Source organism: Picosynechococcus sp. PCC 8807, from assembly GCF_001693295.1.
In the GTDB taxonomy this organism is placed as follows: domain Bacteria; phylum Cyanobacteriota; class Cyanobacteriia; order Cyanobacteriales; family MRBY01; genus MRBY01.
The window spans coordinates 350,408-364,208 of the sequence record NZ_CP016483.1 but is presented as its reverse complement, the minus strand read 5'-3'; the positions used below and the strand labels follow the sequence as shown (position 1 = coordinate 364,208).

Genomic DNA, 13,801 nt, shown 5'->3' with positions numbered 1-13,801 from the left:
GATTGTGACGATTTTTGACAGCTTAAGGTCAAGGTTTGCCTATATCCCGCCCATTCTGCCCAAATACTTTCCTTTTTTCCTTGCTTTTCCATTAAGTAATCCTTTAGCAAGAGCGCATCCCCCAAACACAATCGTTACCATTAGGGCAGACCCACAGAGGAAAAAGCCTATGCCAGATCACAATAACGACATTACCCAAAGTCCCAGTCTTGACCGCGACTGCACCACCCTCTCCCGCCATGTTTTGCAACAGCTCCAGAGCTTCGACACGGCAGCCCAGGACATCAGCGCCATCATGAATCGCATTGCCCTCGCCGGAAAGCTCGTTGCCCGTCGCCTCAGTCGTGCTGGCTTGATGGAAGGGGTTCTCGGCTTCACGGGTGAAGAAAATGTCCAAGGAGAATCTGTCAAACGGATGGATCTCTATGCCAACGATGTCTTTATTTCCGTTTTCAAACAAAGTGGCCTCGTCTGTCGCCTCGCCTCCGAGGAAATGGAAAAACCCTACTACATTCCTGAAAACTGCCCCATCGGTCGCTATACGCTGCTCTACGATCCGATTGATGGCTCCTCCAATGTCGATATTAATCTCAACGTGGGGTCTATTTTTTCCATTCGCCAACAAGAAGGCATGGACCTCGACGGAGACGCCGCCGACCTCCTCCAAAATGGCCATAAACAGATTGCTGCTGGTTATATTCTCTATGGCCCTTCGACCATGTTGGTTTACTCCATTGGCACAGGGGTTCACTCGTTTATTCTCGATCCCAGTTTGGGAGAATTTATCCTCGCTGAAGAAAACATCACAATGCCCAACCATGGCTCGATCTACAGCGTCAATGAGGGGAATTTTTGGCAGTGGGAAGATTCGATTCGAGATTACATCCGCTATATGCACCGCCACGAAGGTTACACGGCCCGCTACAGCGGTGCCCTCGTGGGGGATCTACACCGCATCCTGATGCAGGGGGGCGTCTTTCTCTATCCGGGCACAAAGAAAAAGCCAGAGGGCAAACTGCGCCTCCTCTATGAAACCGCACCGTTAGCTTGGCTCATTGAACAGGCCGGGGGGAAAGCCAGCACAGGCACTATGCCGCTCCTGGATTTTGTGCCGACCTATCTCCACCAGCGCACCCCGACAATCCTCGGCAGTGTGGAAAATGTGGAATTGGTTGAATCGTTTATCCAAGAGGCAGAGCGGGAAACCGTCGGTGTTTAAGCATTGAGAGGATGTGGCAAAAATTCGGATCGACAACTGTGAGGTGAAGCTGAATGCAAGAGTTAACGGGGCGCATTGCCCATCAATCCTTAGGTGTTGGCGTATGGGTTCTCGAAACAGCAGCGGGGGTCAACTATGAACTGCGGGATTTACCCCAGGTCTATCAGCAGCCAGGGCTGCAAGTTACTGTAACGGGAGAAGTCCTCGCCGATACGGTTTCTGTTGCCATGGTGGGGCCAATTTTCGCCGTGGATACCGTTACAAAACTTTAGCGCTACACTGAAGGCACTTGTGCGCTTACCTGACATCAGTTTTGATGATGGTCGGCGATCGCCTTCTAAAAATCAGCCTTTTTAAAACCCTTTCATCATAAAACTCTTAAATACCATGCGTGTCCTCCTCATTTATCCGGTTTTTCCGCCCACCTTTTGGTCCTACGAAAAAATCCTTGAACTGGTCAACCGCAAGGTGCTGCTGCCCCCCTTGGGCTTGATTACTGTGGCGGCGATTTTACCCCAAGAATGGGAATTTAAGCTGGTTGACCGCAATATCCGTGCTGTCACCGAAGCGGAATGGGAATGGGCCGATCTGGTCTTGATGTCGGCAATGATCGTCCAAAAGGATGACCTCCTCGATCAAATCAAAGAAGCCAAAAAACGAGATAAATTAGTGGCCGTTGGTGGCCCCTACCCGACGTCGGTACCTGAAGAAGTCCAGGATGTGGGGGCGGACTTTTTGATCCTCGATGAAGGAGAAATCACCCTGCCGATGTTTGTGGAGGCCGTTAATAATGGCGCAACCTCAGGCACCTTTCGGGCTGAGGAAAAACCCGATGTCACCACCACCCCTGTCCCCCGTTATGATCTGCTGGAATTGGATCAATATGATTCGATGTCGGTGCAATTTTCCCGGGGCTGTCCCTTCCAATGTGAATTTTGTGACATCATCGTCCTCTATGGGCGCAAACCCCGCACCAAAACCCCAGAGCAGCTTCTTAAGGAATTAGATTGCCTCTACGAATTGGGTTGGCGACGGAGTATTTTCATGGTGGATGATAATTTCATCGGCAATAAACGCAATGTCAAACTCCTCCTCAAGGCCCTTAAGGAATGGCAACGGGAACATCAATATCCTTTCCGCTTCAATACTGAAGCTTCGGTGGATCTCGCTGACGATCCAGAGCTGATGGATTTGATGGTGGAATGTTTCTTTGATGCGGTTTTCCTGGGTATTGAAACCCCTGACGAAGAGAGTTTGCAACTGACGAAAAAATTTCAAAATACCCGCAGTTCCCTCGCTGAATCCATTGACAAAATTATTCAAGCGGGATTGCGACCCATGGCAGGCTTTATCATCGGCTTCGATGGGGAGAAAAAAGGGGCAGGCGATCGCATTATCAAATTTGCAGAACTGACGGCGATCCCCACCACCACCTTTGCGATGCTCCAGGCGTTACCGAATACGGCTCTCTGGCACCGCCTCGAAGCAGAAGGACGACTCCGGGCGAAAAAGGACGGCAACATCAACCAAACGACCCTGATGAATTTCATCCCTACTCGTCCCCTCGAAGACATCGCCAATGAGTATGTCCACGCCTTTTGGCAACTCTACGATCCCCACCTTTATTTGGACCGCATTTACCGTTGTTTCCTGAAATTGGGCGCGCCCAAATGTCATCCCCCGGCCAAGTTGCCCAGCCTGGTCGATCTCAAGGCATTGGCGATCGTCATTTGGCGACAGGGCATTAAACGGAATACCCGCTGGCGCTTCTGGCACCATTTATTTGGTATTTTGCGCCACAATCCGGCGGTGTTTGAGCATTACCTCACCCTCTGCGCCCACAACGAGCATTTCCTGGAATATCGCCAGATCGTCAAAGACAGCATCGAAACCCAGTTAACGGAATTTTTAGAACAGGAAGAAACCTCTACTCCCACCCCCGTTACGGTGTAATTCCCACTGGGCCAATCGTGTAAAAACAAAACTCCCCGATTTTTTAACAATGGGGGAGCTTTTTATTGCTTTGGGCAGGATAAAGAAATTTAGAGGGCCATGGCAGCGAGGGTCTGGTCTAAAAGGGCGATCGCCTCATTGATTTCTGCGGCAGAAACAATCAGAGGCGGCACAAATCGGATTACCTTCGGGCCAGCGGGAGCTAACAATAAACCCTTTTCCATAGCTGCTTTGACCACTTCAATGGAGGTGAGTTCGAGGTCTGCTTTAATTTCCATACCATTGATCAAACCCCAGCCCCGGACATCGCTGAAGTAGGGATATTTTTCGGCCAGGGTTTTTAAACCCGCCCGGAGCTGCTCCCCACGGGCATTGACATTTTCGAGTAGGTTTTCCTGTTTGAGGGTTTCAACCACCGCTAGGGCCGCCGCACAGGAGAATGGGTTACCGCCAAAGGTGCTGGCGTGTTCCCCAGGGTTAAAGACCGCACAGGAATCCTTGCACATCATCGCGCCAATGGGGATACCTCCCGCTAATCCCTTCGCACTGGTGAAAATATCCGGTTCAATGCCGAGGTTTTCGTAGCCCCAGTATTTGCCAGTTCTCCCGACGCCAACTTGCACTTCATCGAGGACAAGAAGAATTCCGTTTTCGTCACAAATGCGCCGCACTGCTTGGAAATATTCCACATCACCAGGCCGGACGCCCCCTTCTCCCTGGAGGGCTTCGAGCATAATGGCGGCGACGCGGCGGTTCCCTTCATCGATGTCGGTGATCGCTTCTTCGAGGGCGCGAATGTCGTTGTAGGGCACGTAGGCAAACCCATCAGGAAGCGGGTCGAAATGCTTTTGGTATTTGGGTTGTCCGGTGGCGGTAATCGTTGCAAGGGTACGCCCGTGGAAGCTTGATTTCGCCGAAAGGATCACGGGTTGTTCGAGGAAATCTGAGACGGTGTGGGCATATTTACGGACTAATTTAATCGCCGCTTCGTTGGCTTCGGCCCCAGAGTTGCAGAAAAAGACTTTATCGGCGCAGGAATGTTCGACGATCCACTGGGCTAAAGCGCCTTGCTCTGGGATGTAGTAGAGGTTAGAAATATGGTGCAGTTTTTGAATCTGTGCACTGACCGCTTGGATCAGGGCTGGGTGAGCATGGCCCAGGGTGCAGGTGGCAATGCCTGCGACAAAATCGAGATAACTTTTTCCTTCGGTATCCCACAGACGACATCCTTCCCCCTTGGCGATCGCCACCGGAAAGCGCCCATAGGTATGCATCACATACTGATCGAACTGAGTTGGGTTAAAGCTTTGGGCTGGGGAATGGTTCAGTAGCGTTTGGGGACTCACGGGTTACTCCTCTTCGATGGCGAGACTCAAAGTTAAATTTCAGTTTAGCCAATGGGTAATCTTTTTTGCTAAATACAAGGGGGGAATGAGCTAAAGAAATTCTATGTTTTTTTAGCTTCCTACGGGTCGGCTGAAATTGTCTGCAACTTTCCCTACAAACATCAGACTTATCTTGAGGTTCATCGGTGTACAGCATTGAGCAAAAATATAGACGCCTCAGGGGGCAACTGCAATTGGGTCTGCTGATGCTTGTGGCGCTGTTTCTGCTGGGGACAAGTTGGTTCATTGTCGTGGAGCAGTGGTCGTGGGTAGATGCGGCCTACATGACGATGATCACCTTAGCCACGGTGGGCTTTGGGGAAATTCATCCCCTAGGCGATCGCTCTCGGATATTCACCATTATTCTGATTTTTTTGGGCTTGATTGCGGTTGGTTATATCGTCAACCGTTTCATCGAAGCAATGATTAGCGGCTATTTTCAGGAGATAAAAAAATTGAAACAGTATCAGCAGCAAATTAGTCGTCTCAATAACCATTACATTGTTTGTGGCCTCGGTCGCACGGGGCAGCAGGTGGCCCGGGAATTTCTCGCCGAGAATATTCCCTTTGTCGTCATTGACCAAGATCCCGACATTATCGAAGCCGCTCAGGATCAAGGCTATATTTGTATTCAAGGAGATGCCACCCTCGATCAACATCTCCATGAAGCGAAAATCGACCGGGCAACTTGTTTGGTGGCGGCCCTCAGCTCCGATGCAGAAAATCTCTATACGGTACTCTCTGCCAAAACATTGAATCCAAAAATTCGGGCGATCGCCAGGGCCAGTACCGAAGAAGCCGTGGAAAAATTACGTCGCGCCGGAGCCGATGCCGTTGTTTCTCCCTACATTACCGGGGGACGTCGCCTGGCCGCCGCTGCCCTGAGACCCCAGGTTATGGATTTTGTTGATGGCATTTTGACTGGCGCAGAACGGTCTTACTACCTCGAAGAAATCCGTGTGGATAGCAATTGCGGCGGTTACATTGGCAAAAGCCTCAGTGAAGCTCGACTCAGGGTACAGTCCGGTGCCCTCGTCCTCGCCATTCGCCGTCAAGATGGCAGCCTTATTCCTGGGCCAACGGGTGATACCTTACTGTTATCTGGGGACTTTTTAATTTGTATGGGCACAGCCGAACAACTGCGTAAATTAAATAGTATTTTGATCCCTGTACAAACCGATGGGCCTCTACGTCCCCCCCAGCGCTAGGTCAGTGTTTCCTGAAACAATGCTCCACCCAGGCTAGGCTACAAAAAATATTGATACAAACTTTTGTTAATATTGATACCAACTTAGAATTCTTGAGATAATAAGAGGAATCCACCCACCATGACTGACAAGAAAATTGTAGTTTCCCCGTCCATTCTTTCAGCGGACTTTAGCCGCCTTGGTGAAGAAATTAAAGCAGTCGATGAGGCTGGCGCTGATTGGATCCACGTCGATGTCATGGATGGTCGTTTTGTCCCGAATATCACCATTGGGCCGTTAATCGTTGAGGCGATTCGTCCCTACACCAAAAAGCCTTTGGATGTGCATTTGATGATCGTTGAGCCAGAAAAATACGTGGCAAATTTTGCTAAAGCTGGTGCTGACATTATCTCCGTCCACGCAGAACACAATGCGTCTCCCCACCTCCACCGCACCCTCTGCCAGATTCGTGAACTGGGTAAAAAATCTGGGGTTGTGCTGAATCCTTCTACGCCCCTTGACATCATTGAGCACGTCCTTGATGTTTGTGACCTGATTTTGATCATGAGCGTAAACCCTGGGTTCGGCGGCCAAAGCTTCATTCCTTCGATGGTGAACAAGATCGAAAAACTCCGGGCCATGTGTGATGAGCGCGGCCTGGATCCTTGGATTGAAGTCGATGGTGGGATCAAGCCTGCTAATGCGTGGCAAGTGATTGATGCGGGTGCGAATGCGATTGTTGCAGGTTCTGCTGTTTTCAAAGCCCCCAGTTATGCTGAGGCGATTGAAGGGATTCGTAACAGTAAGAAATCAGAAGCGGTTGCGGCCTAGGACATCCCCCTAAATCCCCCTTCAAAGGGGGACTTGAGATCCTATTTTTTTAGATTTGACCATAAATAATTGGGGAAAGACGAAACTGTTTTTCCCTATTTTTGTGGCCAAGGGAGTCTGGTGGCATAATCGAAATGCTCCCCTCCAGAATGGTTGTGCTGTGAAAGAGTCGGATTTGCGTCGATTGGCGGAACAGGGAAATCCCCAGGCGATCGCCCAGGTGTTAAGGCAAGCGTTTCAACCCCACCAGATCCGGGTGATGCTCAAACGGGTGACTGATAAGCACCTCAAAATTCAACTCGAAGGTTTTAATACCCCCGACCAGGCGATCGCCAAACAAATCCTTACCCCTTGGCAGAAAATCTGGGAGCACACGATCACAGAAACCTTTACTGTTGAAGGCATTCGGTTTGGGGAAGTTACCCCCGACTGGGAATGGACAATTGTAGCGGGCTTACTCTCTCCAGCCGAACGGGAACCCTCCCCGGAAGCGCTCAGTGCCCAAGAATCACCTAAAAAGGCAGCCCTCAAAAACGATGATCTCACCCTGAAACTCCGGCAACTACTCGCTGCATACCTATGGAGTATCAAAGTTACCCCTTCCGCTGGGGCCTTGGTGATCAAGTTAACGGTAATTGACCAGCGCGATAGCCAAGACTATTGCCAGATTATCCAGCAGGCTTTGCAGCATTTCTCCCTGGATAATGTGGAAAAAGTCTATCTCAATGTCTACCATCGTCAGCAACGGCAGTATCTCCTCAAAACCTGTTTTTCTCTCCATGGCGCCCTGCCGTCCCAAATCCCCAACCCGCGCCCCCGGTCACGGCAACTGCATCCAGATACCCCCCAGGCGCTCCTCATTGGTGGCGGCCTAGGTCTGATTCTCTTTTTGCTGCCCCCCAGTCGCTTTATTCTGAATACCTTTCTCACCCTCGTCCATGAAATTGGCCATGCGATCGCCTTTTGGCTGTTTGGCTATCCCGCTGTGCCGAGTTTTGACTTTATCTTTGGGGGGGGAATTACCCTCGCCCTCGGCCGCGCCAGCATTATTTTGTGGCTACTCTACGGGGCGATCGCCTATCTCGCTTGGCAATACCGTCGCAATCGCGGTACCCTAATCACCTTGGCAGGTCTGACTCTCCTGCAAATCCTTTTGATCCTGACGGGTTGGGATCAAATCGCCATTATCGCCATGGGTCATCTCTTAGAAATTGCCGCCGTCTTTATTTGTCTGTACTTTGCCCTCGGCAAATATTTTTGCCACGTCTCCGGTGAACAAACTCTCTATGCCCTGTTGGCCAGTTTTAGCTTTCTGGAAAATAGTGCCTTTTTCGGGCAGCTTATGACCAGCGAAACGTTCCGTATTGCCTACCGGGTCGGGAAAGGAGGTCTCCTCGACCATGACCTGGTGCGTCTGACCCAAGATTTTTTCGCGATGTCCCTGTCAACCCTGGCGGGTTGCTTTCTGCTGCTGACTTTCCTCGCGCCCGTGCTGGCCTTTGGGGCATTTTATTGGGAATCCCGCTGGGTACCTCAGTTTTATCGACTGTGCCAACCGAGCCCCAAACCTTAAAAATTGCCGTAAAAAAACCTATCCCTCAGGAATAGGTTAATTGCCATTGAAAATTTAGGTTTGACTCACAAACATCTTCCTAAACGCAGCAAGATTTCGTTTGTATTTTTAATAGTCACCGGTGTTTAGACGTTGGTCACCATCAATAAACACATCGGCAGGCGGTGTTACAGTGAAACGCTCCAAATTTTCCTCTAACCGTGCCAGTTGCTTCTCGCTGAGGTCGGGGATATTCAATACATCTTCAACGCTGTCATAGGGGGCATTTTCGATGATGCGTTTAGCCAATGTGGGATAAAATCCACGGAGCTCGCGGAAAAGACGGACGCTGGCGTTGTTTAGGTCAATTTTCTTGCCATATTCTGACTCAAGCACCTTGTCAGCGGGATTAACACGCTCACCGAGCACGGCTGCAGAAACAAAGCCATTGCTTAAATCGAGGGCTTGGGCTTGGGGCTGAACGCTAAAGAACGCGCAACCGAACATGAGGACGAGCCCCATTAATGCACTCACAACTCTACTCATTATGATTGATTCCTCCTAGGCTTTTCCCAGCTTTTTTTGATGATTCTTAGATTTATGTAAAATACCAAGCTTCAGGCGGCCTGAAACTACTAACGTAAAAAATTCTGGCTTATTATTTCATTTTTCCGGCTTGATTGTCACCCTCGGCTTTTTTGATTCTGAAGAATGGCAACAAAAGTTAATAAATATTGCGCTGTGTGACGGCAGCTTATCATTTTCTGGTGGCGATCGCCCCCCTTGGCATCTTCCCAGGGAGATGGGCCATAATAATTCTTTGGTAGTTTATTTAACATCAGGAGTTTAGTTTATGTCTCTCCGGTTAGGCGATGTGGCCCCCAACTTTACCCAAGATTCCACCATTGGGGAAATTAATTTTTACGATTGGGCCGGCGACAGTTGGGTTGTTTTGTTTTCTCACCCCGCTGACTTTACCCCCGTGTGCACCACCGAATTGGGCGAAGTGGCTCGGTTAAAGGGAGAGTTTGAAAAGCGCAATGCTAAGGTAATTGCCCTCAGCGTTGATGACACGGCCTCCCACAATGGCTGGGTGGGTGATATCGACGAAACCCAGGGATGTGCTGTCAATTACCCGATTTTGTCCGACGCAGATCAGAAGGTCGCTACCCTCTACAATATGATCCACCCCAATGCCAACCCGAAGGTGACAGTGCGGACAGTCTTTGTCATTGATCCTGAGCGGAAGGTACGTTTAACCATTACCTATCCCCCCAGCACCGGCCGGAATTTCCAAGAAATTTTGCGGGTTTTGGATTCGTTGCAACTCACAGACAACTACAGCGTGGCGACTCCCGTTAACTGGCAGGATGGTGAAGATGTCGTGGTTTCTCCGGCAATCTCCACTGAGGATGCGAAGGTCAAGTTTCCAAAGGGCGTTAAGGAAATCAAGCCCTATCTCCGTATGACCCCCCAACCGAATAAGTAGAGCCTCAAGTCCTAGGGGTTGGCAGTCTCTGAAAAAAGGCGATCGCCAGCCCCAGCAATACAAGTCAAACTATCGGCGTTATCCTTCACCCAATAGCAGCTTGATTAGAATTTTAGAAAAGCATTGCCTGTAAGGTTTTGGCAAGCTGGGTATGGAGTTTATGGCTTGCTTTATAGGCCAGGTAATGGGCCGTGGGAATTGTGCCCAGCAAACTCAAATCCCCGATTAAATCAAGTAATTTGTGGCGAGCCGGCTCATTCTCAAACCGAAGCGGCGGATTGAGCCATTTTTCTTGATCGCAAACGAGGGCATTATCAAGACTGCCTCCCTGAATTAAACCAGCTTTTTTCAATTGCTCAATTTGATCGGCAAAGCCAAACGTCCGGGCCGGGGCGATCGCCTGGGCAAAGGGCTCTGCTGCGGGGCTCCAACTGTGCCACTGGTTGCCAATGGGCTTGTAGGTAAAATCGATGCCATAGGTAAACCGCAGTTCCAGTGAGGGTAAGGCCACCACAAACGCGTCATCTTCCCGGAGCCAAACGGGTTCTGCGACCACGGGAACGGCGATCGCCTCATCTGTGAGGGTCTGGGTGCCTGCCTTGGCGATCGCCTCTATCCATTGCGCTGCCGAGCCATCCAACAGGGGTAACTCCGGCCCATCTATTTCGAGGCGCACAACATCGATCCCAAGACCCACCAACGCCGCTAACAAATGCTCTGTGGTTCTGACCTTGGCCGTCCCCACTGCCAATTCCGTAGACAAAAGGGTTTGATCGACGGCCTCAATGCGGGCCGGGATCTGGGGTTGCCCTGGTAAATCTGTACGCACAAAATAACGACCCTGGTGGCGATCGCCAGGCACGAGCCTTAGGGTGACCCGTTGCCCCGAATGGAGACCCACCCCAGAACATTCAACGGTTGTTTTTAACGTTTTAACCATCACAAAAAAGGGGGTTGCCCCCCACGAAATCAGACCGATAACACCCTAGAAACGCTCACCAATACCAAAGTGAATACGACTGTCCCCTTGGTCGTTAAGCCCATAATCCACCCGGATTGGCCCCAGGGGAGAATTCACCCGCACACCGATACCATAGCCGAAACCATTACCGGGCTTACCACGGGTTCCCGCCGGATCTCCAGGCACATCATCCCCGGAACCGAGGTCTGTGGCATAGTCAGCAAATAACGCGCCACCAACCGCCGAGAAAATGGGGAAGCGATATTCTGCTGTCGCTTGGATGTAGTTACGGCCACTGCCGAGGTCTCCTTCTTCAAAGCCCCGAACCGAGTTACTGCCCCCAAGGGAGAAGGCTTCGTAGGGGGGTAAATCCCCGATAATTGCGCCCCCTTGGATATTGAAGGCCAAAGTATGGGGTTTCTCTTCACTGCCAAAACTGGGGAGTTTAATCGGTGAATCCATATAGATACTGTGGCTGGCCCGGAGTCGGTTAAAGAGAATACTGCCGCTACCAATGGGAATGGTCTGGTCGGTGCCGAAACGGGTAATGGAGCCGCGGGTTGCCCCATCGAAGCTCGTCCGTTTATCGCGCACCACATTTAGACTCAGGGCAAAGATATCGTCAATACCATTGTCAGAGAAACTGAGTTGGTTCCCAGCTTCGTCGATAAACTCTGTATCACCATCGGCATTGGTAATCCGGACGCGATTGTAGTCGAAGCCGAGGGAGGCTCGCCATTCAGAGGGGCCAAAAACATCCTTCGATAAAGGACGACTAAAGGTCACCCCACCGCCAATCCGGTTAATTCGGGGGCGATCGCCACTGTCTTGCAGATCAACATCATTTTCCCCACCATCAAAGATCAGTGAGATAGAACGACGGCGGAAGGCATTGACCGAATAGGACGTCCGGTAAGGATCGCCGGCAATCCAAGGATCTGTAAAGGATAGGTCGAACAGAGCATCCCGTTGTCCTAATTGGAATTCGGCTGCCAGACGCTGGTTATTGCCACCCAGGTTTTGTTGTTGGTAGCTCACACTCCCAAAGAAACCGCTGGCGGAGCTAATCCCCCCACCCGCAGCGATGGAGCCTGTATTTCCTTCAATGACATTTAGATTGAGGACAGCCTGGGTCGGATCTTCGGTGCCTGTGGTGAAATCTAACTGGACATCTTCAAATAACCCCAGACCAAACACCCGCTGGAGATCCCGTTGGGCGACATCCCGCCGGAAAACGTCTCCTGGCTTGAGTTCCATTTCCCGCGTGATGATAAAGTCTCGGGTCTTGCCATCAACGGATTCATTGTCGGCGTTGATGAAATTGACTTGGATATCTTCGATCACCCCTTCAACGACGACGAGGGTCACAACCCCATCGGCACTGGGTTCATCAATACCGATTACCTTCGCTAAATCGTAGCCATTGTCTTGGTACCACTGCTGGAGTTGTTGCAGCTTATTACTACCCTCTTGGAAATCATTGAGGTTGATAATCTCGCCATAGCGATCGCTAAAAATATTATCGACAACTTCGGGAGGGGTAATATTTTGACTGCCTTCTAGGGGCAATGCCTGCACGACGATATCGGTCAAAACGGGGTTGGGTACCACATCAAACGTCACCCGTACCCCAAGGGGTGTATCTTCCGGGGTGGCGACTACATTGGCAAACAAACCTGTCGCATAAACGCGGTTCACATCATTACGAATTTGCGAAACCGTCGTCGGCCGCCCGGCTTGGGTTTCAATGGCCCGGATAATTCTTTGTTCCAGTTCGACGTTGTCGCCCACACCATTAATCTGAATTTCTGCGACCAATACCCTAGGCTCGTTGGGGTTGGCTTGCTGGGCATTAGGATTTCCCTGCTGCTGGGCGTAGAGTTGCGGCAGATTACTATCTTGGGGAGCTTCTTGAGCCTGAGCAACGGGAGAGGCAACAGCTTGGGTTGATGATTGGGCCAGGTTTTCGGATTGGGGCAGTGGCGTCTGGGAAGCTGGTGCTGCTGTGGGGGCTACATCCTCTACGGGCAGAGCTGGCACAACAACTTGGGTCGCCGTTGGCACCAGGGGATCGGAGTGACTCCCTTCTGATCGGGGTTCGGCATGGGCCGGAGACATCACACCCAAAGAGGCGATCGCCGCCCAAAGTGCGAGGGCCTGGGGGGAAAAATAGTCTAAATTTTGTTGTTTCTGCACGTCCAAACACCAGATCAAACGAAAGTTATCAGCACTATATTTATAAGTGCTTTTTCTGTAAATCGGCCAACATGAGTAATTTACTCTGCTGGATTGTACCAGAGTCGAAGACGGGGAAGCGTTGCTTATGTTTCCATGTCTAGACCCCGTAATTTAGCCTTAGGTCGGGAAAATTTAGGCGAGGGATTGCAATTGCTGCACCTGGGCCAAGACCCTAGCCTGGACAGTTTGATAAGCGTTTTCGATGTTACCGAGGTCTTGACGGAAGCGGTCTTTATCCATCACCCGCAGGTTGGGGTCTGTTTCGGTTTGATCCCACAGGCGGCAGGTGTCGGGACTAATTTCGTCGGCCAAAAGAATTGTCCCTGTTTTGTCGGTGCCAAACTCGATTTTAAAATCCACCAAGGTAATCTGACAGCGCGCAAAAAAGCCTTGCATCAGACCATTGATCCGCAGGGCATAGTCCTGGAGTCGGGCCAGTTGCTCGGCGGTGACGATCTGAAGCAGCATAAGGCGATCGCGGGTTAGGAGCGGATCACCGAGGTCATCATCCTTGAGATAAAACTCCACGAGGGGTTGGGGGAGAACTGTGCCCTGGGCCAAACCCGTTTGTTTACAAAGACTACCCGCCGCAATATTGCGCACAACCACTTCTACCGGCAGAATTTTAACTGCTTTAACGAGCATCTCATCAGCTTTGGTTTGTTCGATAAAGTGGGTCGGAATGCCCTGGGTTTCCAGCCATTGGAGGAGGGCAGCGGCAATGGTGCAGTTCATTTCCCCTTTACCCTGGATAGTGCCTTTTTTCTGGGCATTAAAGGCGGTGGCGTCATCTTTGAAATAGGTGAGGAGAACATCAGGGTCGGCGGTGCTGTAGAGAATTTTTGCCTTACCTTCGTATTTTTTTTCCGGGTGGTGCTCGCTCATAAGCTGGTTAAAATCGTGGATAAAATCATTCTCCATTGTAGGGGCTGATGTCCCTGGGTTTGCCTAGGGGCTTGGGGAAACAATATGTCACAATAAAGCCG

General features: G+C 50.7%; 12 protein-coding genes. 7 read left to right on the top strand and 5 right to left on the bottom strand.

Features of this window, described 5'->3' with window-relative positions:
* Positions 1–169 precede the first annotated feature (169 nt).
* The 3 genes from fbp (at position 170) to AWQ24_RS01730 (ending at position 3,172) form a co-directional block, all read left to right on the top strand.
* Positions 170–1,219: a class 1 fructose-bisphosphatase gene (gene fbp / locus AWQ24_RS01740; RefSeq protein ID WP_012305963.1), complete on the top strand. Its 1,050-nt coding sequence runs from the start codon at positions 170–172 to the stop codon at positions 1,217–1,219.
* A 53-nt stretch (positions 1,220–1,272) separates the two neighbouring features.
* Entirely contained in the window at positions 1,273–1,491 is a 219-nt protein-coding gene (locus tag AWQ24_RS01735) for a DUF5818 domain-containing protein (RefSeq protein WP_012305962.1), read from the top strand.
* 115 nt (positions 1,492–1,606) lie between these two features.
* A complete protein-coding gene (locus AWQ24_RS01730) occupies positions 1,607–3,172 on the top strand; it encodes a B12-binding domain-containing radical SAM protein (protein WP_065715824.1) in 1,566 nt (521 codons plus the stop codon).
* An 89-nt stretch (positions 3,173–3,261) separates the two neighbouring features.
* Here AWQ24_RS01730 and AWQ24_RS01725 read toward each other — a convergent pair whose 3' ends face one another.
* A complete protein-coding gene (locus AWQ24_RS01725; RefSeq protein ID WP_065715823.1) occupies positions 3,262–4,518 on the bottom strand; it encodes an acetylornithine transaminase in 1,257 nt (418 codons plus the stop codon).
* Between the two features lie 245 nt (positions 4,519–4,763).
* Here AWQ24_RS01725 and AWQ24_RS01720 point away from each other — a divergent pair, with 245 nt between their 5' ends.
* From AWQ24_RS01720 to AWQ24_RS01710, 3 genes are all read left to right on the top strand, one after another.
* Positions 4,764–5,765 (top strand): TrkA family potassium uptake protein, encoded by a 1,002-nt coding sequence (locus tag AWQ24_RS01720; protein WP_045441446.1) that lies wholly within the window; start codon positions 4,764–4,766, stop codon positions 5,763–5,765.
* Positions 5,766–5,885: 120 nt separating this feature from the next.
* Positions 5,886–6,575, top strand: a complete 690-nt coding sequence (rpe, locus tag AWQ24_RS01715; RefSeq protein WP_012305958.1) for a ribulose-phosphate 3-epimerase — start codon at positions 5,886–5,888, stop codon at positions 6,573–6,575.
* Between the two features lie 160 nt (positions 6,576–6,735).
* Entirely contained in the window at positions 6,736–8,148 is a 1,413-nt protein-coding gene (locus tag AWQ24_RS01710; protein ID WP_232318849.1) for a hypothetical protein, read from the top strand.
* Between the two features lie 108 nt (positions 8,149–8,256).
* Here AWQ24_RS01710 and psbU read toward each other — a convergent pair whose 3' ends face one another.
* Positions 8,257–8,673 carry a photosystem II complex extrinsic protein PsbU gene (psbU, locus tag AWQ24_RS01705; RefSeq protein WP_012305956.1) on the bottom strand — a complete coding sequence of 139 codons (417 nt, stop codon included), beginning with the start codon at positions 8,671–8,673 and terminating at the stop codon, positions 8,257–8,259.
* Between the two features lie 307 nt (positions 8,674–8,980).
* Between psbU and AWQ24_RS01700 the strand changes: the two genes are divergently transcribed.
* Entirely contained in the window at positions 8,981–9,616 is a 636-nt protein-coding gene (locus tag AWQ24_RS01700; RefSeq protein WP_065715821.1) for a peroxiredoxin, read from the top strand.
* Between the two features lie 112 nt (positions 9,617–9,728).
* On the opposite strand, the gene lpxC is transcribed toward AWQ24_RS01700, so the two are convergent.
* From lpxC to purC, 3 genes are all read right to left on the bottom strand, one after another.
* On the bottom strand, positions 9,729–10,556 hold the full coding sequence (gene lpxC / locus AWQ24_RS01695; protein WP_065715820.1) for a UDP-3-O-acyl-N-acetylglucosamine deacetylase: 828 nt from the start codon (positions 10,554–10,556) through the stop codon (positions 9,729–9,731).
* Positions 10,557–10,601: 45 nt separating this feature from the next.
* On the bottom strand, positions 10,602–12,773 hold the full coding sequence (locus AWQ24_RS01690; RefSeq protein WP_065717272.1) for a BamA/TamA family outer membrane protein: 2,172 nt from the start codon (positions 12,771–12,773) through the stop codon (positions 10,602–10,604).
* Positions 12,774–12,947: 174 nt separating this feature from the next.
* Positions 12,948–13,700 (bottom strand): phosphoribosylaminoimidazolesuccinocarboxamide synthase, encoded by a 753-nt coding sequence (gene purC / locus AWQ24_RS01685; RefSeq protein ID WP_065717271.1) that lies wholly within the window; start codon positions 13,698–13,700, stop codon positions 12,948–12,950.
* Positions 13,701–13,801 lie beyond the last annotated feature (101 nt).

Bases quoted from the DNA above. Each gene is read 5' to 3' on its own strand.
- AWQ24_RS01735 (WP_012305962.1), top strand. From the start codon at position 1,273: ATGCAAGAGTTAACGGGGCGCATTGCCCATCAATCCTTAGGTGTTGGC.
- AWQ24_RS01700 (WP_065715821.1), top strand. From the start codon at position 8,981: ATGTCTCTCCGGTTAGGCGATGTGGCCCCCAACTTTACCCAAGATTCC.
- psbU (WP_012305956.1), bottom strand. From the start codon at position 8,673: ATGAGTAGAGTTGTGAGTGCATTAATGGGGCTCGTCCTCATGTTCGGT.
- purC (WP_065717271.1), bottom strand. From the start codon at position 13,700: ATGAGCGAGCACCACCCGGAAAAAAAATACGAAGGTAAGGCAAAAATT.
- rpe (WP_012305958.1), top strand. From the start codon at position 5,886: ATGACTGACAAGAAAATTGTAGTTTCCCCGTCCATTCTTTCAGCGGAC.
- fbp (WP_012305963.1), top strand. From the start codon at position 170: ATGCCAGATCACAATAACGACATTACCCAAAGTCCCAGTCTTGACCGC.
- lpxC (WP_065715820.1), bottom strand. From the start codon at position 10,556: ATGGTTAAAACGTTAAAAACAACCGTTGAATGTTCTGGGGTGGGTCTC.
- AWQ24_RS01720 (WP_045441446.1), top strand. From the start codon at position 4,764: ATGCTTGTGGCGCTGTTTCTGCTGGGGACAAGTTGGTTCATTGTCGTG.
- AWQ24_RS01730 (WP_065715824.1), top strand. From the start codon at position 1,607: ATGCGTGTCCTCCTCATTTATCCGGTTTTTCCGCCCACCTTTTGGTCC.